This window comes from Reichenbachiella sp. (genome assembly GCF_039944555.1).
Classification (GTDB): Bacteria; Bacteroidota; Bacteroidia; order Cytophagales; family Cyclobacteriaceae; genus Reichenbachiella.
Window position 1 is genome coordinate 231,015 of the sequence record NZ_JBDUYN010000004.1, and the last position, 24,333, is coordinate 255,347.

Sequence of the window (24,333 nt, forward strand, 5' to 3'; positions counted from 1 at the left end):
TGTTCGAAAAAGATACCGTCGTTTCATAGGAATGAGGATGACAAATCTTCACTATATTTAAGGCTAATAAAAGCGAGGATAGATGTCGGGATGCAGTACTTGCAGTACATTGACTGCTGCGGATGGAAGTATTAAAGGATGTAAAAGTAATGGTGGTTGCAGCACCGGTGGCTGTAACAAATTGAATACGTTTGACTGGCTTTCAAATATGGAGGCTCCTGGCAAATATCAGTTTGATATTTTTGAAGTGCGATTCAAGAATGGTAGGAAGGACTTTTTCCGAAATTCAAATGATCTGGAAATTTATCCTGGAGATCCGGTAGTTGTAAATGTACCGAATGGTCATCATGTGGGATACGTATCCTTACAGGGAGAACTAGTCCGCCTTCAGATGCAAAAGAAAAAGGTTAATAACGACGACGAAATCCGTAGTATCTATAGAGTCGCTTCTCAAAAGGATTTGGAAAAGTTTGAATCTGTTCAGAAAAGAGAAAACCCAACCATGTACAGGTCTAGGGAGATTATCAACGAGCTTAAGCTCGAAATGAAATTAACAGATGTCGAATATCAGGCCGATAATTCCAAAGCAACATTTTACTATTCGGCAGACGAACGTGTTGACTTTCGCGAACTAATTAAAAGACTTGCAGGGGAGTTCAAAATACGCGTGGAGATGAGACAAATCAGCCTCAGGCAAGAAGCAGGACGACTAGGAGGTATTGGCTCGTGCGGTCGTGAATTATGCTGTTCCACCTGGCTTTCTGAATTTAAAAATGTATCGACTTCAGCTGCTCGTTATCAAAACTTATCACTTAATCCAAGCAAACTATCAGGGCAATGTGGTCGCCTTAAGTGCTGTCTGAATTACGAACTCGAAACCTACATGGATGCACTTAAAGATATTCCTAAAGTAGAGACAGGGTTGCTGACGGATAAGGGAGAGGCGCGATTGCAGAAGACAGATATATTTCGAAAGATCATGTGGTTTGGGTACAAGAATGACAACGCGTGGATAGCCCTTGATACTGAGCGTGTAAAGGAGGTTCAGAAGATGAATCAAGAAGGGAAAAAGCCTGAAACTTTGCTCGAAGATAAGGTAGGTGGAGAAGATAGAGAGTCGCATGCATTGAATAGTGATTTGGAGCGCATGGATAAAAAATTCCGAAAGGGAAAAAGCAAAACAAAAAATAAGAATCGTCGTCACAAAGGACGAGGCGGCAACAAGAAGTTTAACAATAAAAAAACAGATTAAACATATGCTAAAAACTACCTCCTACATTTTGGTTATGGCCAGTCTAGCTTTGACGATGGCATCCTGCAACAGCAATATCGTTATTGACGAGCAATCGGATATTCAAGAAGGACTATGGCATCTGGACTCTTTAGTTGCATTTGAATTTGATATTGAGGATACTGCGTCTATTTATCAAATTCAGTATAATGTGAGGTATGCAGTGAATTATCCTTATTACAACCTGTTCTTGAAATACTATTTGGAAGATTCTACAGGCGAAATATTATCTTCAGAGCTGCAGGAACTGATTCTTTTTGATAAGAAAACGGGAGAGCCCATTGGAGAGGGATTGGGTGACTTGTTTGATAGAACTGTGCCCATTTTTAAGGATCAAAAATTTTCGTCTACCGGGCAGTATTCATTTAAAGTGAAGCAGTTTATGCGGATGGAGCAGCTGCCAGGTATACTGTCATTTGGAGTAAAAATTGAAAAACCAGAAGATGACTAGCGTTAGTCTTTAATCGATCGAGAAATCATTCGATTGATTCGTTCTTTTACATGCTCCGGATCAATCCAATATTGTCTGCTAGAGATGATGTTGAACGTCCAATTTTTTTGTTTCAATGTAAAGAGCTTGTATACATGGGAAGCCTTAATTGATATATCTTGGTGATATAGATCATCATCAGTGATGAGGGCTGCCAGGTATTGATCTTTGTACTTTAGTGCCAAATCTACAAATGGCAAAGAATGGTCCATTTCTAAAGAATTAAAATGCTCGAACCCAAGACTTTCTATTCGAGTCTTTAAAAACCAATTGGATGAATGGTTGTCTGTTGATTTTTCAGCAGGAGGTAGTTCCTGGTTGGATATGGCTCTTGCATATTCAAGATACTTTTTAAGTAGCTTGGGTCCTTCATTCTTGCTTTCCTCCACATGCAATTGCTGTGGCACAATACTAGTAACCAAATAGATCTTTTGGCGTGCTCGTGTGATAGCAACGTTAAGCCTATTTTCGCCACCTTCGGCATTTAGACTGCCAAAATTCATATTCATTTTGCCATTCAGGTCTGGTGCATAAACGGTAGAAAAAATGATTACATCTTTTTCATCTCCTTGTATATTCTCAATGTTTTTAACAATCAAAGTGTCTGGTATAATGAAATTGTTCTCAAGTGAGAATTCCTCAAGAAAATCAAGAATATACATTTGCTGGGCAGCATTGAAGGTAACAACTCCAATTTCTACTTTGGGATCTTTCTTCAGAAGAGTCTGAATAATGTTAGCGACTTTTTCCGCCTCTTCATGATTAGTATTTTTCTGCCAAAAGCCTTCAACCTTCACATAATCAATGGCGGTTTGTTTCGCATTGAGATCATTGAAATCAGGAAGCATTTTCAGACGCTGACCGTAGAAATGCTCATTAGAGAAGCGGATAAGATCCAGATTCTTGCTTCTATAATGTCCATTGAGTTGAACCTGCATAAGATACTGATTACCCAAATTGAGCAGAGAATCAAAATCTAATTCAACAATATCTTCGTTGTTCTCTTCTTCCCATCGAACCCTATAGAGGTCATTGGGACGTAGCTGTTTATCGTCTCCTGCTATTACCACTTGTTTGCCTCGAAATATTGCTGGTATGCCTTTTTCCACGAAGCATTGAGAAGCTTCGTCAAAAATCACGAGGTCAAAAACTTTCTCCATAGGAAAGATGGCAGAAGCTGATTCTGGAGAAGCTAACCAGCAAGGTATCAGGTCAAAGACTTCTCTGGGATAATTAGCAATAAGTTTTCGAACGGGCCAGATACGACGTTTTTTTGTCACCTGATGGTAAACGTCGCGATAAGTTACTCGATTATTGAGGCGATTATACTCTACATTTTTATAAACCTTTTCACGTGATTTGAGCAGAAGGATTTCTACACTCATGCGCAACTTATCTTTCACACACTCCTGGAGTTCCGTTTGAAGATCTTCAAATTTTTGAGAAGAAACGGAGCGAAGAATAGGATACTTTAATTCTATGTGCTCAATCCAGGCAAGTCTGAGACTGTTGTCAAACAACTGCCACCAGCTAACATCATGTACTCTGGGTTCTTCTTCTTGAAGTTTTTTGATAATATTTAATTCATCTTCTGAAAGTTGGGTTTGCAATTTGTCAAACTCACAGAGTGAATCGAAATCCTGTTTTAGAGAAATAAGTAAGTGTTCTATATCCAACTGGCCTGCAAAAATCAATCTGAGCTGAGGAATAGAGAAGTAAGTTTCCCACTCAATCAGTTTTCTTCCAATAGGCTCGAGAGCTTTGAGCAAATTCGAGAGCTGGTTGGTGTACTCGGATTGATTAAGCGAAAGCGGTGAGATGTATTCATTCATGTGCCGAATACCATCAAGTGTTTGTTGGGATTCAGCAGCCTGTTTCTGATAGAAAAACCAATTTTTGATTTCAACTTTACGGTACGATTCGGGAAATGGACTTAAGGCTGGCTCATTTTTTAACAAGCTTAGATTATGTTCCAGGTTGAGTCTGTTGTCAACTTTTTGAACCAAAGTTTCGAAACCTGCTTTATCACTTTTCAGTCCATTACTGACCAGTACCCGTGTAATGAATATTTTATCTTTAGAGAACAATTTCCAACGGAGCCATTTGAAAATACTTTTTCTTGCGTCCAGACTACGATCTAGTGCCTCCTGAAAACGCCCCAATTCCTCTGACTTGAGTGTAAGTTCTGATCCCTCTCCGTCATAACTTTGCATGACCAGTCGTTCTACTTCTACTAACCGGTCCTTGGACACAGAGCGCTGAACATTCCTCAAAACCAGGGCGAGGGCGTTGTATACATGAGGATCTTTAAGTACAGAAATAAGGTGCTTTATCTCATCGTATTTTTTGACAATTTCAACGGTATCCTCGAAAGATACTTTTTTTCCGATTGCTTTTTCTGTGACCGTTTCAAGTACACTGATATATGGCTCGATTTCCTCAAGATGTTTTGAGATCAAAAGCAGGTCGGACACCTCATAGTTTGCAAAGGACTTTCTGCTATGCCATGGATGATGTTCGTTGAGAAATGATTCTCCATATTTAGCAAAACTGCTCAACCTTCTTTTGAACACATCTATCTGACCAAATTTGAAAGTTCGATATTCCAAATTGAGACCTATGGCGGGGTCATGCGGATTAGAAGTTAAGTACAACTCCTTAATGGAAAGGCCACATTCGGTTTCATCAAATAAGCTGGTTTTGAACTCCGAAAGCTCCTCATCTAGTTGATCAATCCTTCGGCTTGTTTTTAGAAAATTTCGTTCTAGCTGAATGGCGTCAAGAGAATTGTTGACTGATTGATAATCCTCAATTCGGTCAATTTGTCCTTCCAGCTGTTCGTAAATTGATTTTCGGTCGTTTTTGAAATCGTGCAGCAGCCCAATGAAATCGTTGAGCTCTTTCTCCTTGAGCCTTTCGAATACAACATCCAGTGCGGCTCTTTTCTGACTTACAACCAGTACATTTTTTCCACGAGCAATGTAGTCAGCAACCAGATTACAAATCAACTGTGATTTGCCTGTGCCAGGTGGACCCTGTACTACGGCAGAGTTACCCTTTTTAATAGCCTTGATTACATTCTCCTGATAGGCATCCATCTTAAAAGGAGTAAAAGTTTGGTCTTCTTTTACTTTCTTCAAAAAACGATAGTAGGAAGTGTCCTTGCTTAGTTCTTCATCGAGATTTCGTTCTGCAAAAAAATTCTCAAGCGATGATAATTTTGGGTGATCAATAAGCGTAAGGTAGTCTGGTACCAAATAAGAACCAGCCTGAGGGAAAATGCCTACCACAGCTTCAGGAAACAGCTTGAGTACTCCATCTTTTTCTGAGGATTCTAAATCCGCTTTTTTATAAGGCTTGAAGGAAGTGAGCTGATCGGTGAAATTATCCTGATTAAAGTTTACCTCAAGTTTTTCTTCCTTTAGTAATTCGTATAGATCTGTGCGAAACCCCTTACTTTCTTTGTCGAAGTCATCAAATACCCTTTCAAGGAGGTTTTCATTAGCCGGCAAACCATTGAAATAGGCATAAGCGAGAAGAAAGGACTTATTCATCGTCACGTTTACATCCTTTCGACTGACCAGATACCATTCTTTTTTGTCGTGCTCCAGGGCTACAGGAAAGAACATGAGTGGGCACCTGGATAGCGTGCTATCCGAAAACTTTCCTTTTATAAACGGCCAACCCACATATAAGTCTTTGGCACCGCGCTCTTCGAAAATCAGATGATCTTCGCGTTTGAGTTGTTTGAGTTTTTGGGATAATCGGTTGGCATCTTCGTCTCGGCTGTTTTGAATCTCACAGAGTGGTATTTTGGCCTTTCTGGCTAGTACATCCTCTAGTATACGAAAGGAGGGTTCATTGCGCGCAAAATCGAATTCATGAATGTCTATAAACTGGCCAGCTGGCAGCTTAGGGAGGAAAATAGATCGGCTATTTCCGGACAGATTAGTAAGCCTTCGCAAGTAGGACTGAAGTATTTCTCTCATTAGAAATTCTGTTCATCAACTGTTCCCGGGTTAGCCCACGGGTATGAGTTGGCTAAAATTGTATTCATTCGACTAGGCGTTGGGATATTAAACCCCACTTGGTGGGTAAAATAGAAAAGGATATCGATTTTCCCTAGAGAGAGAGCTCATTCTGCACCAGAAGCTTCAATATAAGGGGCCATTATTTGATAAATGGAGTCAGAAATGATATGAATTTTTTTTAACTCTTCAATAAATCGGTAGTCTCCATGTTGCTTTCTATATTTTACGATGGCACGACTAATTGGGTAAGAGATGTACGGATGTCTGGCTAGTAATTTGATTGAATCTTGATTGATGTTAACTTTTAGTATGTCTGTCGCTTGAATATTAAAATGGGTTTTGATCTTTTGATGGATATCATTTTTGATTCCATAAACTTCTTTGAGCTGGCTCATATGTGTAAATCCCCCTAGTGCCTTACGGTATTTAATTATTCTGGATGAAAGTACAGGTCCTATCCCTTTAATCTGCCTGAGTTGTGCTGTGTCTGCTAGGTTCAAATCAATTTTAATGATTTTCTTTTTAGTGGCTCTTTCTTTAGTAATACCTTTCGAAGGCAATGTTTTAAGGGTTGATGAGCGCCTTGCCTCAGGTAGAATGATATAATCATAATTGGCCATGACCAATTCTTTGTTTATGCCATATATTTTCAGAAGATCCTTCTTTTTTCTAAACGTACCCCCTTTCTCTCTATAGTTGATTATCCTGTGAGCTATTTTTTTATCAAACCCTAGGGCAATCCATTGATCAAATGTGATCTTGTTTGGGTTGAAAGAAGTGAGGCTAATGATGGGTTCTTTTTTAGCTTTTATTTTGGACCTGGACTCCTCAAGCCAGGCTTGGAGTATTCTTGCATCCTCCAAATTGTTTTGTTCATCTTGACCTTCCAGAATTTTACGTAGAATGCTTGGAACAGAAAGGATTAGAAGGACTATGGGTATCAGAAGAATAAGTCCGTTAGTTTCAGCAGAAGAAAACCCAAAGAATACCCTGATCTTACGTTTAAGTTTGACTATCACAGCATACAAATGACATGAGGAGTGATATTTCAACTCTAGACTGCCGTGAAATTGCATATTATATTTTTTGTGACATAAAGATTATATTGAATTCAAAAAGGGAAAAATGGCTTGGATTAAACAAATTGATTATAAGGATTCCACCGGGAGGTTGAGAAAAATTTATGATCGGATAAAAGGGGAGGGAGATTATATAGATAATATTTTGAAAGTGCATGGCCTGAGACCTTTCAGCCTGGAAGGGCATATGGCACTATATAAGTATGTCCTCCATAATCAAACAAATTCATTGCCTGTTCATTTATTGGAAGCTATTGGCGTTTACGTGAGTTCCTTAAATCAATGTACGTACTGTGTTGATCATCATTTTGAAGGAATGAAGCGTTTGCTGAAAGACGATGAGAGGGCACATAAGATATTGGAGTCATTAAATAGCGATCAGCCGTGTGATGCATTCGAGAGGAAGGAATGTACCATATTTGATTATGCAAGAAAACTTGCACTCAACCCTGCTGAACTAAAAGAGTCTGATTTGCACAAAATGAGGGAGGAGGGGTTTGATGATGGTGAGATTTTAGAAGTCAATCAAGTGGTGAGCTACTTTTGCTATGCCAATCGTACGGTCTTGGGGCTAGGTGTGAGTACAGATGGAGATATTTTAGGCCTGTCTCCAAATGATCAGTCTAATGATAGCAACTGGTCTCATTCTTAAGGAATGGAGTCCTTTCTTTCGTAGGCACCTATATCTGGTGCGGCATCGCGAACGGTTCCAAGCAGATCATGAGTAATGGTCGAGATTAATGCACTATCTCTGGCGCTAGAAAGAGAGTCAATTTGATAGTTGAATGTATTAGGTGAGTAGAACCCTGGATAGTTATTGTCCTGACTAATATAATTACCTATATCTACCCAACTACTTGCTGAAGAGCGGATAATATTCCTTTCGATTTTGACATCTTCCATCGTACTCGCCGAGAAATCAAGAGCCAATTCCTCGTCCTCTCGTCCCCAAATAATAGAATTACTGAGTCTAAGGGTAATGTCATTGGCATATAGTGAACCATCGCTGAATTCAAGAAAATTTGTAAATCCAACGGAAGCGCCCTCACGCGTGAAATCATTGGGTTCATTTGAAAAGGTGCAGTGCTCAAACGAATAGTTTCCCCCCGCGAAACCCGCTAACAATTGATTTTGACAATGGAATATTTCCAAGTTTTGGGCGGAGATTTCTCCAGCATAAGCGGCAATACCTGATTCTGACATGTGCTGAATTGAGGTATTACTAATTTGTACTTGCGCACCTTCTCCGTTGCTCAGATTAATAGCGAGAATCATTCCATTGGTTCCATTTTTGATTATCGCATGGTCAATGCTATTGCCAGTGCTTCCTGGAAAAAAGAAAAGGCTACCCCACTGACCGGGAGCAACACTGTATTTTTGATCTAATCTGGTGTTTCTTATTTCTACCTTTTCTTCGGCAGTTCCCTCGATAAGCAGTGTGCCGGCTATCGTAAAAAAGGCATCATTGTCAATGAAAATTTTTGTTCCGGCCTCAACTGTCAACTGACAGCCTTGGCTCACCCATGCAGAATCATAAATAACATAAGGTCTGTCTTTCGTCCATGTAACATTGCATTCTATTTCCCGGTTATTAATGAAGATGGCATCCTGTCCCCACGAAACTAGTTTGATGTTTTCTGATCGACCGTTGTATTCTACGGTGATTGAGTCCTTGACCAGAAAGGGGAGACTTTGATCATTGGTGTCAATCAAGACTTCTACTAAAACCAGTAAACTGTCTTTGCCGAAGATTACTTCATTCTCAAATCCTTTACCTTCTTTACCATTCACCACCATGGTATATGGAGATTGGTCATCATTTCCTAAGTACATACGACTCACGTTGATTGCCTTGCTATTCCGATTGTAGACTTTGAATCTTTTGGTAATACTCCCTACACTGCTAAAAAGTGTATCGAAGGTCACGGTATCTGTAGAATATGATAGCTGGATACTAGTGTCAGTTGATAACTCTTCGGTCATAGGCTCACAACCCAGCATGACGCAGAGAATTAGGATTGATGGCAGTATGAAATGCTTGATTACTTTCAATGTTATACTTCTCCGTCTTTCAACTTCTCAGCGTTCTCTGCTATACGAAGCTGCTCTATAAACTCGCCAATTTCCCCGTCCATTACAGTTGGTAGATTGTGTTGAGAATAACCGATTCTATGATCTGTAACACGCCCCTGCGGATAGTTATACGTTCTGATTTTGTCAGATCGATCTCCGCTGCCCACCATTGATTTTCGTTGAGCGCCCACTTCATCATTGTGTTTCTTCAATTCAATATCATAAATACGACCTCTCAATACTTTGAGCGCTTTGTCCAAGTTCTTTAACTGACTTTTCTCATCCTGACATGATACAACAAGACCGGTTGGGATGTGCGTTAATCTTATAGCCGAATAAGTAGTATTTACAGATTGGCCACCCGGCCCACTAGAACAGAAAGTATCCTTCCGCACGTCGTTCATATCAATTTGCACATCCACTTCTTCCATTTCTGGCAGTACGGCTACCGTGGCAGCTGAAGTGTGTACACGACCCTGTGTTTCGGTAGCTGGTACTCGTTGCACGCGGTGTACACCTGATTCAAATTTTAGTTTGCCATAGACATCTTCACCTGAGACCATGCTCACGATTTCTTTATATCCACCTGAACTTCCTTCAGTAAGGTCCATCACGCCAAGTTTCCAGCCCTGTTTTTCACAATAACGCTGATACATTCTAAAAAGATCCCCTGCAAATATGGCGGCTTCGTCACCTCCTGTTCCGGCTCTTATTTCAAGGATACTATTTTTATCATCGTTTGGATCTTTTGGAATTAGCATCTGTTTGATTTCCTCTTCCATTTGGGCCTTCTTAGGCTCCAATTCATCTAATTCCAATTTGGCCATTTCTCGAAATTCAGGGTCTTTTTCTGTTTCCAGAATTTCTTTAGAGCTGGCTAAATTCTCCAGAACGTTTTTATATTCTTCATATTTATTGACAATCTTCTCAAGATCTTTGTACTCCTTGCTTAGCTTCGAATAATGTGCCATGTCTGACATAGCATCAGGTTGAACGATAAGTTGCCCGACCTCTTCGAATCTGTGCTTGATCTCTTCTAGTTTCTCTACCATTTTCAACAAATTTGAAAGCAAATCTAATAAATACTCTGCTGCTAATTAGTCAATTATTGGATTCCCAACTCCTATTCTTTTGATAAATGAAATCTATACTCTGGAAAAACCGTAAACCCTTTTTTAATCAGTCTTACGTTGCGAAATTAGCCATATGAATAAGTGCTTACTCTTACTCTTGTTTGCCATTTCTTTTTCTTGTCTTGCGCCAGATGAAATAAATATTTCTGTTGATACTGATACTGTGATCATGGATCAATTGCTTAAATCATCAATAGCTCCACAAGAGCATTATCAAATAAAGAAAGAGGTAACACTTGATGGTGAGCAAGAGGTCGTGATTCTATCTTTTGATACATTGATTTTAATAAAGGACTTGAAGTCGATTACGGAATCTTCTTTTGCCAGATTGATAAGATCCACCAATTACAACAAAACCAAAATTGAAAAGGGCTGGCTTTATGAACGGAAAATTAAAGAGAAAAAAGGACCCGTTTCTGTTAGTTTTATCCAGGACGATGATGTTCGTTCGGCTTTGAAAGTAAGATTTAAAGACAAAAACTTACTTTATGAATCTGATAAGAAGATTGAGTTGATATTCGAAAAGGAAAGATTATCTCAATATCAAATTTCGGGTAGCAGAAAATTAGTGGGTATGAGATTGTCCAGTTATTCTATCAAAGCGACTATTGTACAGCCTTAAATTTTCAACAGAGCCTCGAAAAAGCCCATGTTTTCGGACTTGTTTTTTACGACTAGACAAGCAATATCTCTGTCATAACTGATCAAATTGACCGCTGTGCTTCCTTTGAGCATTGAGGCTAATTTTGTTCTTCCCCTCGACGCAACTATAATTAAATCGGCCTGACGGTCTTTTGCCATTTCATAAATGTTGTCTGAGGGGTTTTGATCATCATCTAATTCGAATATTACTTCATATTTGGACTCATCTATAGAATGGTTCCTTTTGAACTGTTCATATTCCCGCCTTTTATTCTTATCCATAATTTCGGCCATTTCTTCATACGTTTTGCCGGTATGCGTATAGCCCGTTGGGACAAAATAAACATGGTGTAGCAATACCTCCACATCTGCCTTTTCTTTGATGTTCAACGCAGCGTCGAGTGCTGTAACTGCGCTCGCAGAAAAGTCTAATGGAATAATTACTTTCGACAGTTTTAGCTTTGCTGTAGCTGGCACGAGAAGTACTGAGCACTGAGCTTCATTGATCAATCTTGCGGCGTGCTTTCCAGTCGATTCTGTTTTAGGTTTTATACCAAGAATGACCAAATCGACTATTTTGAATTCTGACCATTTCAATATCTGAACTGCATTTTTTCCCTGATGGATTTGCATTTCCGTTTCGCAGTTCGCAGTGAAATGATCTTTTATTTTTTCCTGGAAGTACTTTTTAATCTTTAGGCTGAGGTTCTTTTGTGCGATATGTACGAAATACACCTTTTCACAACCAGCAAGCTCAGCGATCATAGAACTGTATCGAATGATGTGTTCGTCGAGTGAAGAAGAGTCTAAACAGACCAGAAATTTGTTTAAGTTTTGCATGCTAGTTGATTTACATAAAGTCGAATGGAATAAAATTAATCTAATTCTTTAATAATTAGCACCGTTCGCCAATTGATTTTTTTAATATGTTCTCAACACATTTGCATGAATGCTAGAGGTATTTTGAGTGCCATTTTTGGAAAACATATAGAGCCCAAACTCTGGCGTGACTATCTTCGGGATTTCCTGAGAAGAGCTGTTTCTTGAGTGACTCAACTTCATCCCATTTAAATAATCCCTGTCCTTCAATTTTATCTTTGTCAAAAAGGTGTTGATCCAGCTCACTTTTGAGCGAGGTTTTGAGCCAATTTAATAATGGCATTTCAAATCCTTTTTTAGGCCTGTTGTATAGCTCTTTGGGAAGTACGTCTCGAAATGTGTCTTGCAGAATTCTTTTTCGCATGGATTGAGTGATTTTCATTTCCTCAGAGAGGCTGAATACGAAGTTGACTAATTCATGATCAAGAAATGGAACACGTACCTCGAGGCTGTTGGCCATAGACATCAAATCTACTTTTTTGAGCATGTCATTTGGGAGAACGAATTTTGAGTCTAACCATAAGAGGTCGTTTAACCTGGAATAGTTGGCCATTGATTCCATCCATTGATCTCTTTGAGAATAATCTGATTGAGTATCCTTCATCAAACGATGTACCTGTTTTTGATTGGCAAAAGATGCTAAGAACCAATACCTTTCCTTACGAGACATTTTCATCGCATCGGTGAATTTCACTATTTGTCTTACGCCATTGCCAAAGAAGCTGGATCTTGATTTTGGAAGTATTCGAGCTAGCGGACCTGCGAACGCCATAAGAGCTTTGAAATTTTTGTCGTTTTCTATTTTCCACCAAGCGGCATGCTTGTTGTAGCCCGAAAAAATTTCATCAGCACCATCTCCAGATAAGGCTACGGTTACATGCTCTCTTGTTTTTTTGCTTAGTAAATAGACTGGAATGGCCGAAGAGTCTGCAAAGGGCTCGTCAATATGATCGACGATGGTTTCTAAATGGGCGGTAATTTCCTCATTTGTTAATTTGAATGTAGTGTGATTGGTCTTAAACTTTGAGGCTACCAACTCAGCGTAGCTGGTTTCGTCGAAAAACTTGTTGCCTTCAAACCCAATGGAAAAGGTACTTAGCGATTTGGTTTGTGTTGAAGCTAGTGCAGTGATTACACTAGAGTCAATACCGCCACTGAGAAAGCATCCCAATGGAACATCGGCTATCATCCGACGCCCAACGGACTGTTCCAAAAGATTATGAAGCTTTTCTTTTGCAGAGGCGTAAGTCAGTCCCTCTGTAGTTTGAACCTTTGGAATATCGTAGTATTGAAACTTGCTTACTGCCCCATTTTTAATTTCCAGATAGTGACCGGGTTCCAGTTTTTGCACTCCCTTAATCATTGTAAGTGGAGCAGGTGTATAGTTAAGTTGGAGGTAATAATTAAGTGCCTCCTGATTAATATCTTGTTCGATACCGTAGGCAAGTATGGAACTCATTTCTGAGCCAAATAGAAATTTGAACTCGTCTATGTAATATAGTAATGGCTTGATTCCCAATCGGTCTCGTGCTATGAATAGGGACTTATCGACAGAATCATAAATGGCAAATGCAAAAAATCCATTGAGTTTCTCAAGGCATTTTTTCCCTTCCTGAGCGAATAAATGGATTAGGACTTCGGTATCAGAATCAGACTTGAATTGAATACCTTTTGAGACCAGCTCTTTTTTTAGAATCTGATAGTTGAATATTTCCCCATTGAAGGCGATTACATATCTACCATCAAGAATTTCGAAGGGCTGATTGCCATTAGGACTCGTGTCAATGATTGAAAGTCTGCGATGTCCCAGTCCGACATAATGGTCGAAGTAAGTTCCATGATTGTCTGGTCCACGATGTCCCAGAGCCAAAGTGGCTTTTTCGAGATTGGTCAAATTGAATCTGCCGACTTCGTTATATGCTAAGATACCGGTGATGCCACACATAGGAATGCTAAGAGTTTACAACTGGAAAACTAGCAATAAAGTATGTCAGTTAGAAGGTTCCCTGGAACTGTCTTAGAAACCTAACGTCATTTTCAGAGAAGAGCCTCAGGTCGTTAATTTGATATTTGAGCATAGCAATTCTTTCGATTCCCATACCAAAAGCAAATCCGGTGTACTCTTCAGGGTTGATACCGCAATTAGCTAGTACATTGGGGTCAACCATACCTGAACCGGCTATTTCCACCCATTTGGTGTATTTACATACATTGCAACCTTTGCCCTGACAGATGAAACAGCTGATGTCTATTTCAGCACTTGGCTCTGTAAAAGGGAAATAGGAAGGCCTGAATCTTACTTTGGTATTTTCACCAAACATCTCTTTTACAAAATGATACACTGTCTGTTTGAGATCTTTGAATCCTACGTTTTTGTCTACATAAAGCCCCTCGACCTGATGAAAGAAGCAATGGGCTCTTGCCGATATGGCTTCGTTTCTATACACACGACCAGGCATAATTGAACGAAACGGAGGAGTACTACCTTCCATCATTCGAATTTGCACATTAGACGTATGAGTCCTTAATACCTTATCCGGATTCTTTTCAATGAAGAATGTATCCTGCATTTCTCTAGCCGGATGATTTTCAGGAAAATTTAATGCAGTGAAGTTGTAGAAGTCTTCTTCTATTTCTGGCCCACTGGCAACATTAAAGCCCATTCTCTCGAAGATCTCTATGATTTTGTTACGTGTGATCGTCAATGGGTGAACGCTTCCATTTTCATTAGGCACGTTGGGCAATGTAAGATCTATGCCTTGGTTTGAAGCCTCGCTTGTGCTATTACTCAGCGCATCGGCCAAGTCTTTGAATTTATCCTGAGCGAGTGTTTTGAGTTCATTCAATGCTTGTCCAAATGCCTTTTTCTGTTCGTTAGGAACATTTTTGAAATCATTAAAAAGTTCGGTTACGACACTTTTCTTGCTAATGAATTTCATTCTGAACTGTTCCAATTCATCAGCTGCTTTAGCCTCAGCAGCTTGTATCATGGCTTTGTATTCTTCTACCTTTTCGAACATACGTTTCAATTTGAATTTGCGAAGTTAATATGGTTTAAGCATATGTCTAACTTAAAGTCAACTACTTTTAGTTTATCCCACTAGATATAAACATACCCACCAATGCATCGTGGCCAAGGTGTAAGACCTGATTTGTTATTCTTTCGTGATATTTACGTAATCAAATTGCGATACTTATGCATTAGCTTTAAGTCGTTCTATTTTTTAAAATTAACATTATGAAAGAGATCAAATTATTAACTGTGCTCCTACTATTTGCTTCGATCTTTTCCTGCGATGATTCTGATAATGGTGAGCTTACTGTCGTTCAGGTTTTCCCAGAGCAAGATGCGATCGATGTTTCTTTGGACGCAGTTATTGAGGTAACATTTAATAGGGCACTTGATCAAAACACATTAGAAAATGCGATAGCCTTATCAAACAATGGTTCTCAGGTAAGTGGTGTGATAAGTTATGATTCAGAACTATTCAAATTGATTTTTAAACCGAACACAGATTTAGAGTTTAAAAAAGAATATGTAGTTGAATTGTCCAGTGTCATTAGAGACGAATCTAATAATGTACAAACCATGTCAAGTTGGTCTTTTACTACCCTTGAAGAGACAACTCCTGCCAAATATAGAGTTACATTTAATGCTACCTGGAGTTCCGCAACTCACCCTACCGATTTTCCATCTAATCCTCACTTTTCTGGTTTGATAGGGATGACGCACGTAAGTGCAACATCTCTCTTCGAAGTGGGTACTCAGGCGACGGTTGGAATAAAGAACATGGCGGAAACCGGTTCAAAAAACAGCCTAACAACAGAAATTGAGCAGATGATAACCGATGGAAACTCACAATTTCTTATTAGTGGTGGAGGAGTAAGTCTTTCGCCTGGTTCAGTGTCCACTGAATTTGATATTAACTTCTCGCATCCAGTGGTGAGTGTAGTATCCATGATAGCACCGAGCCCTGATTGGTTTATTTCCGTTCACGATTTAAGCCTTCATGTAGATGGCAAATGGGTGCAGGAACTTACCGAGTCGGCAGGTAGTTATGATTCAGGAACTGACAGTGGAACTACCTTTACTTCTGCGAATCAACCCACTGATCCTTTAGAAAACATATTCTTAATCACTAATTCACCACTTGGCTCGAACGGAGTAGTTGTTCCATTGGGATCAATGACATTTACAAGAATAGAATAATCGATAATATTAGTATGCCTTCTCAGTTTTGAAGACAATTGAGTATACAGTCATGATGATAATTTTAATATCAAACCACAGACTCCAATTTTTGACATAAAATCTATCTAGCTTGACGCGACCATACATTTCGCTAAACCTAGAAGTCTCCCCCCTGTATCCTTTGGCTTGAGCTAATCCGGTCACTCCAGGCTTTACCGCATGACGTTGAATGAATCGGTCGATCTTCGGGGAATATTCTTCATTGAGCTTGATCGGATGTGGGCGTGGGCCCACAACTGACATGTTGCCAAGGAAAACATTGATAAACTGAGGTAATTCATCTAAACTGGTTCGTCTTAAAAAAGAACCGGTACGGGTAACACGCGGATCGTTTTTTGTTGCTTGTTTGGTATCTGCTTCATTATTGACAATCATTGTTCTGAATTTCCAACAAGGGAAGTATTTATTGCGTCTTCCATGACGGTTTTGGATAAAGAAAATTGGCCCCTTAGACTCGAGTCGGATTGAGATGCCGATCAAAGGAATTAGCCATGAGAGTATAAACACCATTACAAACGATGAAAACAAAACATCAAATGCCCGTTTGGCGATCCTATTGATCATTCGATCCAAAGGAATAGAACTTACATTTAGAACAGGTATACTGCCGTACTGTTGAACCTCCAATTTTTTATTGCCGACCTTGCTAAAATCAGAAAGCAATTTTATGGTAATCAAATTGTTTTCCGCAAAATCGATTAGAGGCTTTACATCTTGTTCGAAAAGCTTTGGTAAGCAGCAAAAAATGACATCAACACCATTTTTCTTAACATACTTCGGAACATCTTCAACAGGGCCTGTTACTTCTGATTGTTCTGTTTTATGATCAAAGAACCCTTTAAATACATAGCCTATTTCAGGATTATTTTCCAGATGTCTTTTAAGATTCCGTCCGATAGGTCCATAACCAACTATTACAACGTTTCTAATATTATATCCTTTGGTTCGATAAAAACGCAGGATATTTATAAAACCTACTCTCCATCCCACGATTAGAATTGAAAAGATTAGGTAGGTGTAAAACAGATGCTCTCTGGAATAGAAGTAGGCTCTTGTAGAAGCCCACATGGTGAATACAACCGCTAGATTGATAGTCAATCCAAGAAGAATCTGCGAGATGTAATCTACAACACTTCGTTCACGGTCAACGCGATCAAGCTTGGTTACAAAAAAGATAACAACCCAAGTGATATTTAGAAATACAAAAAGAAAAGGATATCTGTCTCCCTGAAACCAAAAAGTGTTGAACCTGACATAATTGGCTACAAAAAAGCCAATGTTCAAAAACAGTAAGTCAATGAATAAAAATAAAGCAGGAAAATATTTAGAAAATCTCCTTCTCCGCATCTTAAGGCACATGAAGTTGTTTTGGGGATGCTAAGATAGTTAAAAGTATGTGTAATTCTTAGTAGAAACTGCCCAACTTGTTACATTTTACTGTCATTTCTAGTTATTTAAAATCTGTATTGATCTATTGAGATGAATATTGAAATTCTATTATTACACTTCAACAACATACATTTTGAATTTTTCATTATTTGGAGAGCGAAAGCATATAGATTTTATTGACATGCCTTTAGTATAAATCTTTGTTGTTGCAATCATTTTTCCAATCCTTTAGAGCAGATTCTAAATCAAATGAAAAATTAAACCCCATGTCAATAATTTTTTGTGAATCAATATTTGTTGAAAAATATAATTTTTGAATTCTTCTCGGGTGGATTGAGTTTTTCATTCCAAGCTGATTCAGCATCAAAAAAAACCTTGACACGGGCATTAAAAGCCAAAGCGGTAATGTTGGAATCATTGCTTTCAATTGGAAAACTCCTTTGAATTGTTTCACAATTTGACCTATCTGATAATCAACAATAAAAGCAAAGTTATAGATTTCTCGTAATTCTAATTTTGATAAATAGATGAGACATTGACATACATCTTTAACATAAACGCAGCTTTTCACTGTTGTTTTTCTTCCCACATACCCAAATCTATTGGATTTGATACCGTAATATAACCTAGTGAAGTTTCCTCTTTCATTCTCACCAAATACAACCGAGGGGCGTAAAATGCCATAACTTTTCAAATTGTCATTTTCAGCCCAACACTGAATTTCTTTTTCGGCCAACAATTTACTGATTCCGTATGCCGTATCTGGTGCAGTAAGGGAGTTCTCATCTCTTCTTTCCTCTCCAGCCTTATAAACCATCATGGTACTTGTGAAAAGTACTTTTTTTATTTGCAGCCGATCACACAAATCCAATACATTTTTAGTTCCGATGTAGTTGGTTTCGAAGTATTCTTCCCAACTGAACCCTGGCTCTTTGCATAGCGCAGCAAGGTGAATACAAACCTCATACTCTTCGGACAAATTAAATTCGGCTATTTGGCGAATATCCCAGTATTGATATTTCACTCTTTTGTCTTCAAAGCCACTAGCTGGCTGAATATCCAAAATTAGTATGGACCCTGTATCGACAAGATTCAATAGAGAGGTTATCAAATGTCCTCCGATAAACCCTCCGCCTCCCGTTATAAGATAATTTTTCACCGCCAATAATTTTTATTCATACTGATTCTATATTTAACCCCGTTAGGTAGGTGTTTTTCAATTCTCCCCAACTTAAATGCTAGTAATTTCAAAAAGGTCCGTACTAAAGCCGACGGTATCAGGAGAAATTTGGACGATTTAATAAGAAATTTGATTTCTGAAATCACGAATTTTACACCTTCACCTCCCGCAGTACCAAAGTTGTTTTTGACCCATTTCTCCCTACTGTAAAATACACCGACATCGAAATATCTTTTGAACTCTTCCAGCATGGTATAACTATGCGAATGGTGGACGCATGCTTGGGCGCAATAGGCAATTTTATAACCTTCAAGGATCAATTTAGCTGCTATAGACATATCTTCTGCAAAGATGGTATCTTCAGGAAAACCTCCGGCACTGTTAAAATGTGCAAGCCTATATGCAGCGAATGAATTAGACATAAATGCAGTTTTGATACCTAGTACTAAAATATCTTCTTTTGACTTTATTTTACTTGTGTTGGGATAATTAAATAAGCGAGCGTGTTCCTCTAAAGGCTTTGCATTTTTATTAGGCAGTTGTCTTCCACAGACGGCTGCAACATTCTGATCTGCAAACGGTTCAACAATGTTGAAGAGAGAGTCTTCTGTAGCAAGGATAGCGTCTTGTGTAAGAAAAACGACTAAATCGTTTTCCTCTTGAATCATTTTTACTCCTAGATTCCGGGTACCACCATGGTTGAATTTTTCATTTGATAAAACATATACGTCCAGTTCATATTGTTTGGTCAATTCAACAGTTCCATCATTGGAACCCGAATCGATGATAAGAATTTTATTGGGTTTAATTGATTGCTTCAGCAAGGCTTCAATCCAGTCCTTCCATAATTTTCCCGCATTGTAAGTTGGGCATACAACAGCTATTTGATTGTTCGCAAGAGAATGAGAGGGTCTAACCATTATTATTAAAAGTACTATTTTTAGGCGAAACCGAGGTTACTAAACCCAATGACTAAAATTTCATTTGGTTCCGGATTGTGATATTTTATTACAAGAAAAGTCGTCAATTTTTTTGGACAACGTTCAACAGGTGCACGAATATCCTGAAATGTTTTGATAACATTTATAGTGTTTTTTACCTCATCTTTTGAGGTATCAAGCTCGAGTAACACATTTTTAACCAAAGCAAATAAATAATAGTTAGTATAATGGTCACAATTGGGAGGCAAATGTAAGTAATAAAGAATGCTAATTCTGTGATTATGACTATTGTATAATGATATTTTTGTGGTTTTGTAGCTTGTCTATTCTTGTAGCCTATCCATTCTTCGGACAGCTTTTTAATATTAAATATTTCAATCATTTATTACTATATCCTCGTTCTTAATTGCTGGAAATTTGGAGAGTATTTCATCGGGTGGCGTTCCACTATTAATGCCAACTGTAGTGGACCGAGTCCGCCTAGTAATTCGTGTGGGTGGTTTAGATTGTAATCTTGTTGCCATTTTCTAGATAATACTCTGAGCTGATCGATACTCTCGAAAATATATGCATCAAGTATGTCTTCTCCGTATAATCTATTGAATCGTTCTACATATGCATTTTGGGTAGGCTTACCAGGTTGTATAAAACTAAGTGTGATGTCTTGCTTCTCGCACCATTCCTTGAGACGATGAGAGATGAATTCCGGTCCATTATCTACCCTGATTCGTACTCCTTGAGTACTTTAATGATTTGTGTTTCGCTAGATCGTGTCTTCTTCAAGTCTGTTCACAAAATTATCTAAATTTTACATTTGTAAACTGTCTGATTATTGGGGAAGGCTACACCTCCAAACGAGTACCTTTTTCAACCTGGTTGATCGCAAAATCTATTTTCGATTCTGTAAACTTTGATTTTTCCATCTATTTTAATGTTAAGATTTAAAAGCCGATTTCTCTAATTTGTTCTGTCCGATTTTTTATTAAGCTCAAGCTTTGTGGCTCGCTAATCAATCGGATTATTATTGTCGCTAAGAATTTCTGTATAAATATCGTTTAATCTGCCTATATGATTTCTCAATGAATACGGGTTTGACCAGTATTTTTCATAGGCATTTTCCCCAAGTTTATCGACCTGTTCATTTGACTTCAACTGCTGCATTTTGTCCGATAAGCTACCCAAATCACCTCCTCTGAACCAAAGTCCTGTGACTCCATCCTCAACCAAATCCCGGGCAGCACACGTGTCTGGTACGATGGCAGGAATGCCCAGAGCCGCCGCTTCCAGTACAACAAGCCCTTGAGTTTCGTACCATACCGATGGGAGTACTAGCACCCTACATTGCTCCAATGCTTCTGTCACCTGATCTCTCTTGAGCCAACCTGTAATTTCAATTTCAGGATATTTTTGAGCTACTTCAGCCATCAGCGGCCCTGCTCCTATCATTTTTGCTTTTACCTCGGCTTTCTGCGCTCCTTTGGCAAATAAGAAAGGGCCTTTTTGGAAATCTATCGAACCCACGCTAGTAAAAACTTGATGGTCGATGACATGAGCTCGATCTTTTTTGGAGATTCTAATGGGATTTTCAGCGACATAGATATGAGCATCTTTCGGTAGATATGGCTTCAATATTTTTTCACTGAAATTTGAAACTTTTATAAAATTTTGGAAGCCGCCAGGAACCTTTGAAATTTTTTTTTGCACGAACTGTCTAAGCACACGCCATATTTTTTGTAGTCTGGATTGTTTGTCGCAATTGCTTAACAAACAATTCGTGGATAGGGGTTTTAATTTACAAATACTCTTCTTTTGATAGTTATAGAATGCCCCATTCGGGCAGGCAGTAAAATAATCGTGCAGGGTGATGACATTCTTAAACCCCATGGAATGAATTGTAGAGACAAAAGAAGAGGATAAAGATTTAACCCATGTATGAACATGAATGATGGTATGGTTACGATCTAGAGTTTCTAATAGTTGTTGGAATTTGCGTTTGGCCTTCAGATTCCAAATGCCCTGTATCATTGCCTTGAAAATATTGGGTTCTTTTACTATCCATTTTTGATTTAGCCAAATTACTTCAACATTACTATCCTTTAGGATTTCGTCTATCGGCCCAACGGCACAAAAGAAAATTACTCTATGCTTTTTTGACAATTCGACAGCACTCATGATTGCCACCTCGCTTGCACCACCATTTACATATCCAAAATCATTAACGACAACAACTGTTTTTAAATCCATAGGATCTGGTGGTCAAATATATTGCACCTCTTATTTAAGACGTTTGATGGCCTTTGCAGGATTTCCTACAACAACGGTATTTGGTTCCACATCATGAATAACAACACTTCCCGCTCCGATTTTTGCATTATCTCCAATTCTAATGTCACCCAGAATAACGGTATTTGAGCCTATTTCTACATTATTTCCAATGTACGGACTCGGGCCTTGAGAACCATCGTCCATCATTTTGCATCCGATGGTAGTCGAATGACGCAAATGAACATTTTTGCCAAGAATTGATTGATCATTAATAACAAGAGCAAAACCGTGTTCTATTTTTAGTCCTTTTCCTACTTTCGTGGCTGCTCGAAGTTCAACGCATAATAAATCTTCAACCAATAATCGGTAAAAAATCATAATTGGAATTCCAAAATACCACAACAGACTTCTCTTTCTCTTTGCAAAACAGTGAGTGATTCTAAACAGAGCCAGGGTAAGAATAATTTTTATATTTCCTTTGTTTCGTGAGGCATCCTGGAATATATAGTTTAGCATCTAGGCTTGGTTATAAGGTTTACAAACTGAAGAAATCGCCATTTCAAATGCACTTGTTAATTTTTGCAAGTTATCATTTTTCAAAACGCCAGAGTCTGAGTAAGGGTCAGTCCAATATCCTTTGGCTGAGTTTGCAAATAAATTCTTGATTACAAGCTGATCTTTTTCTATATCAATATCTGCCGTTATCAATTCCAAGATAATTTCTTTTAACTTGGAAATATCATTGCAGTATCTGATCATAGAAAGTTGGTTGAAATAAAGAGGAGAAAACATAATTGCTGGTACACCAATCATGCCAGCTTCATAAGCGGCCGTACCTGAAACAGTAAAGACCAAATCACATTTTTCATAGATTTCAAAAGAGGAATTGTTGTGTTTAATCAATCTTACTCCTGGAATTTTTTTAATCTGCCTGTATAATGACAATCCTTTAGCTCCTAAGCCATTTGGATGCTCTTTAACGATCAAAGTGAAATCAAAAGGGAGTGACCTTCTTATATCTTTTATCAATTTTAGTTGATCATTGAAAAAAGATGCATATACATCAATGGATGCCTCGGGTTGTACGTGTATGCCGTAGTAAGCAATCTTAGATTTGATATTTTCAATTTTTTCATACCTAAACACTTTATCCAGGACAACTGAATAGACCAACTTTCTCAAATTCAGCTTGATTCTGTCAAATAGGGGATGGTATGTCAAATGATTGGTAGAACCACTTTTCATTTGCTGTGCTCTACGTCTTAAAGATTTTGCTATTTTAGCAAAATTCAAAATTTTTGCCTTGTTGTTGAGGTGAAAATATGAGGGGGCATTTCTTTCTTTTTTAAACTTCTCTAAGTATTGCCCTGCTTCCTCTTCGTCTGCCTTGTTGTTTAAATTCACCAAATGCTGTTGCAGGTATCCATACGTAAATATTACCCTGTCACTAGGATATCGCATATGTCTCGGAGCTATAACATCTATATTCATTGAACAAGCAATCATATAGACCATTAATTCATTGAAATTTGTGGGCTCTCCGATGATTAGATCAATTTTATTGTTAGCTAAAAATGATTTAATATCTCTGTAGTATAGATAAACGAATTCGTCGATGTCTTTGCGATTATTGAGAAGTACAAACCTGTCCATAATGAGACTTTGAAAAATATTTAAATCTACCTTTCCCTCTAGATTTACAATTTCCTTTCTAAGCGCTTCTTTTTCTTCCTCATTAACAAAGTCCTTTGACGTATAGACTAGTTGCTTTATTCTTTCTTCTTGTATCCCTTCCTCAAGCAGATAATTAGTCCAATAGTCATTTGTTGTCATCCAAAAGCAATTCAAGTTAGGCTTGGCAAACCTTTCGGATATTTTCAAAAAAACCTTTGTTAAATCAAAAATGGATAAAAATGCGATATTAATTTTTTTCATTACTTCAGGTTTGCTTCTAGTTTTCTTCTATTGCTCTGATCATAGATTAGTATTGCTATTGCAAGCAAAATTAGTATGCGTCCTATATTAGTTGCAATAAAAAAAGCATCAAAAGCCCCTCCCAAGATCATCGAATTGTATGTTTTGTAAATGATGTAAATTAAATATATGCGTATTAAACTATTAGAAAATATTAATCGCTTAAATGACATAATAATATATCCAAAGCCCTTCCCAAGAATATACAGTACCGGTAGTACAAATATTAATGGAAAAGTCACTAAAATTATTGCGGGAAATGCTCCAGTATAGAGGTATTTGCCATTTTTAATAATATTATAAATAAAATCTCCTTGAGCAGATTGAGCCATTAGATATCTTAGTCCCGTGTATCCATCTGTTTCTAGAGAAAACACATTTCTTATCTCCTGCCAGATATGATTGCTGTCAAATTGGTTATTTACTATAATGTCCTGATATGTTTTCCACCAAATTTCACCCTGAAGAATAAAGACACGCTGGAATAAGTAGGAAAAAATACCATACTTTCCATAAAAATCACCGTCTAACGAATAGGTTGAACTCTGAATTAGAATGGCTCCGGCAAAAAACAAAATACTTAGCCCTCCCCACTTTACAACTTTTTTCCAGTTAAATGATTTCTGAAACCCGAAAAAAACGGGCACTATTAAAAAATTAGTGATTAATGCAAGTAGAGCAGAAAATTTGTTGCCAGAAAGTACAAAAAACAGA

Annotated in this window: 19 protein-coding genes; 5 read left to right on the plus strand and 14 right to left on the minus strand. The window is 38.1% G+C overall.

What is annotated here, in order from left to right; genetic code table 11:
• Positions 1 to 82: 82 nt before the first annotated feature.
• Together ricT and ABJD64_RS02465 are read left to right on the plus strand one after the other, a co-directional pair.
• Positions 83 to 1,252, plus strand: coding sequence for a regulatory iron-sulfur-containing complex subunit RicT (ricT, locus tag ABJD64_RS02460; protein ID WP_348177055.1), 1,170 nt, complete (start codon positions 83 to 85; stop codon positions 1,250 to 1,252).
• A 4-nt stretch (positions 1,253 to 1,256) separates the two neighbouring features.
• Entirely contained in the window at positions 1,257 to 1,742 is a 486-nt protein-coding gene (locus ABJD64_RS02465; protein ID WP_348177057.1) for a gliding motility lipoprotein GldH, read from the plus strand.
• A gap of 2 nt (positions 1,743 to 1,744) precedes the next feature.
• On the opposite strand, the gene ABJD64_RS02470 is transcribed toward ABJD64_RS02465, so the two are convergent.
• Entirely contained in the window at positions 1,745 to 5,770 is a 4,026-nt protein-coding gene (locus ABJD64_RS02470) for an AAA domain-containing protein (RefSeq protein WP_348177059.1), read from the minus strand.
• A gap of 146 nt (positions 5,771 to 5,916) precedes the next feature.
• Positions 5,917 to 6,888 carry a helix-hairpin-helix domain-containing protein gene (locus tag ABJD64_RS02475; protein ID WP_348177061.1) on the minus strand — a complete coding sequence of 324 codons (972 nt, stop codon included), beginning with the start codon at positions 6,886 to 6,888 and terminating at the stop codon, positions 5,917 to 5,919.
• A gap of 49 nt (positions 6,889 to 6,937) precedes the next feature.
• On the opposite strand from ABJD64_RS02475, the gene ABJD64_RS02480 reads away from it, so the two are divergent.
• Complete coding sequence (locus ABJD64_RS02480; protein ID WP_348177063.1) at positions 6,938 to 7,543, plus strand: peroxidase-related enzyme; 606 nt, start codon at positions 6,938 to 6,940, stop codon at positions 7,541 to 7,543.
• Here ABJD64_RS02480 and ABJD64_RS02485 read toward each other — a convergent pair.
• Complete coding sequence (locus ABJD64_RS02485; RefSeq protein WP_348196014.1) at positions 7,540 to 8,943, minus strand: hypothetical protein; 1,404 nt, start codon at positions 8,941 to 8,943, stop codon at positions 7,540 to 7,542. The two genes, ABJD64_RS02480 and ABJD64_RS02485, sit on opposite strands and share 4 nt — an antisense overlap.
• A 2-nt stretch (positions 8,944 to 8,945) precedes the next feature.
• Positions 8,946 to 10,016, minus strand: coding sequence for a peptide chain release factor 1 (gene prfA / locus ABJD64_RS02490; RefSeq protein ID WP_348177066.1), 1,071 nt, complete (start codon positions 10,014 to 10,016; stop codon positions 8,946 to 8,948).
• Between the two features lie 154 nt (positions 10,017 to 10,170).
• Between prfA and ABJD64_RS02495 the strand changes: the two genes are divergently transcribed.
• A complete protein-coding gene (locus tag ABJD64_RS02495; protein ID WP_348177068.1) occupies positions 10,171 to 10,719 on the plus strand; it encodes a hypothetical protein in 549 nt (182 codons plus the stop codon).
• Here ABJD64_RS02495 and ABJD64_RS02500 read toward each other — a convergent pair.
• The 3 genes from ABJD64_RS02500 to pheS form a co-directional block, all read right to left on the minus strand.
• Positions 10,716 to 11,579, minus strand: coding sequence for a universal stress protein (locus ABJD64_RS02500; RefSeq protein ID WP_348177070.1), 864 nt, complete (start codon positions 11,577 to 11,579; stop codon positions 10,716 to 10,718). The genes ABJD64_RS02495 and ABJD64_RS02500 overlap by 4 nt on opposite strands.
• Positions 11,580 to 11,691: 112 nt before the next feature.
• A complete protein-coding gene (gene asnB, locus ABJD64_RS02505) occupies positions 11,692 to 13,563 on the minus strand; it encodes an asparagine synthase (glutamine-hydrolyzing) (protein ID WP_348177072.1) in 1,872 nt (623 codons plus the stop codon).
• Between the two features lie 49 nt (positions 13,564 to 13,612).
• The gene (gene pheS / locus ABJD64_RS02510) at positions 13,613 to 14,638 is read right to left on the minus strand and encodes a phenylalanine--tRNA ligase subunit alpha (protein WP_348177073.1); all 1,026 of its coding nucleotides are present in this window, start codon (positions 14,636 to 14,638) and stop codon (positions 13,613 to 13,615) included.
• 218 nt (positions 14,639 to 14,856) lie between these two features.
• On the opposite strand from pheS, the gene ABJD64_RS02515 reads away from it, so the two are divergent.
• Complete coding sequence (locus ABJD64_RS02515; RefSeq protein WP_348177075.1) at positions 14,857 to 15,828, plus strand: spondin domain-containing protein; 972 nt, start codon at positions 14,857 to 14,859, stop codon at positions 15,826 to 15,828.
• Positions 15,829 to 15,837: 9 nt separating this feature from the next.
• Here ABJD64_RS02515 and ABJD64_RS02520 read toward each other — a convergent pair whose 3' ends face one another.
• The 7 genes from ABJD64_RS02520 to ABJD64_RS02550 all read right to left on the minus strand — a co-directional run bounded on the left by ABJD64_RS02520 (position 15,838) and on the right by ABJD64_RS02550 (position 24,266).
• Positions 15,838 to 17,229 (minus strand): undecaprenyl-phosphate glucose phosphotransferase, encoded by a 1,392-nt coding sequence (locus ABJD64_RS02520; protein ID WP_348177077.1) that lies wholly within the window; start codon positions 17,227 to 17,229, stop codon positions 15,838 to 15,840.
• Between the two features lie 217 nt (positions 17,230 to 17,446).
• Complete coding sequence (locus ABJD64_RS02525) at positions 17,447 to 18,418, minus strand: SDR family oxidoreductase (RefSeq protein WP_348177079.1); 972 nt, start codon at positions 18,416 to 18,418, stop codon at positions 17,447 to 17,449.
• Positions 18,415 to 19,359, minus strand: coding sequence for a glycosyltransferase (locus ABJD64_RS02530; RefSeq protein ID WP_348177081.1), 945 nt, complete (start codon positions 19,357 to 19,359; stop codon positions 18,415 to 18,417). Before ABJD64_RS02530 ends, ABJD64_RS02525 begins: the two co-directional genes overlap by 4 nt.
• A gap of 1,026 nt (positions 19,360 to 20,385) precedes the next feature.
• Positions 20,386 to 21,624 (minus strand): glycosyltransferase family 4 protein, encoded by a 1,239-nt coding sequence (locus ABJD64_RS02535; protein ID WP_348177083.1) that lies wholly within the window; start codon positions 21,622 to 21,624, stop codon positions 20,386 to 20,388.
• Positions 21,625 to 21,654: 30 nt separating this feature from the next.
• A complete protein-coding gene (locus tag ABJD64_RS02540) occupies positions 21,655 to 22,161 on the minus strand; it encodes a serine acetyltransferase (protein ID WP_348177085.1) in 507 nt (168 codons plus the stop codon).
• Positions 22,162 to 23,580: a hypothetical protein gene (locus ABJD64_RS02545; RefSeq protein WP_348177087.1), complete on the minus strand. Its 1,419-nt coding sequence runs from the start codon at positions 23,578 to 23,580 to the stop codon at positions 22,162 to 22,164.
• Positions 23,580 to 24,266 carry a DUF6418 domain-containing protein gene (locus ABJD64_RS02550; RefSeq protein ID WP_348195239.1) on the minus strand — a complete coding sequence of 229 codons (687 nt, stop codon included), beginning with the start codon at positions 24,264 to 24,266 and terminating at the stop codon, positions 23,580 to 23,582. The genes ABJD64_RS02545 and ABJD64_RS02550 overlap by 1 nt, the downstream gene beginning before the upstream one ends.
• Positions 24,267 to 24,333: the final 67 nt, after the last annotated feature.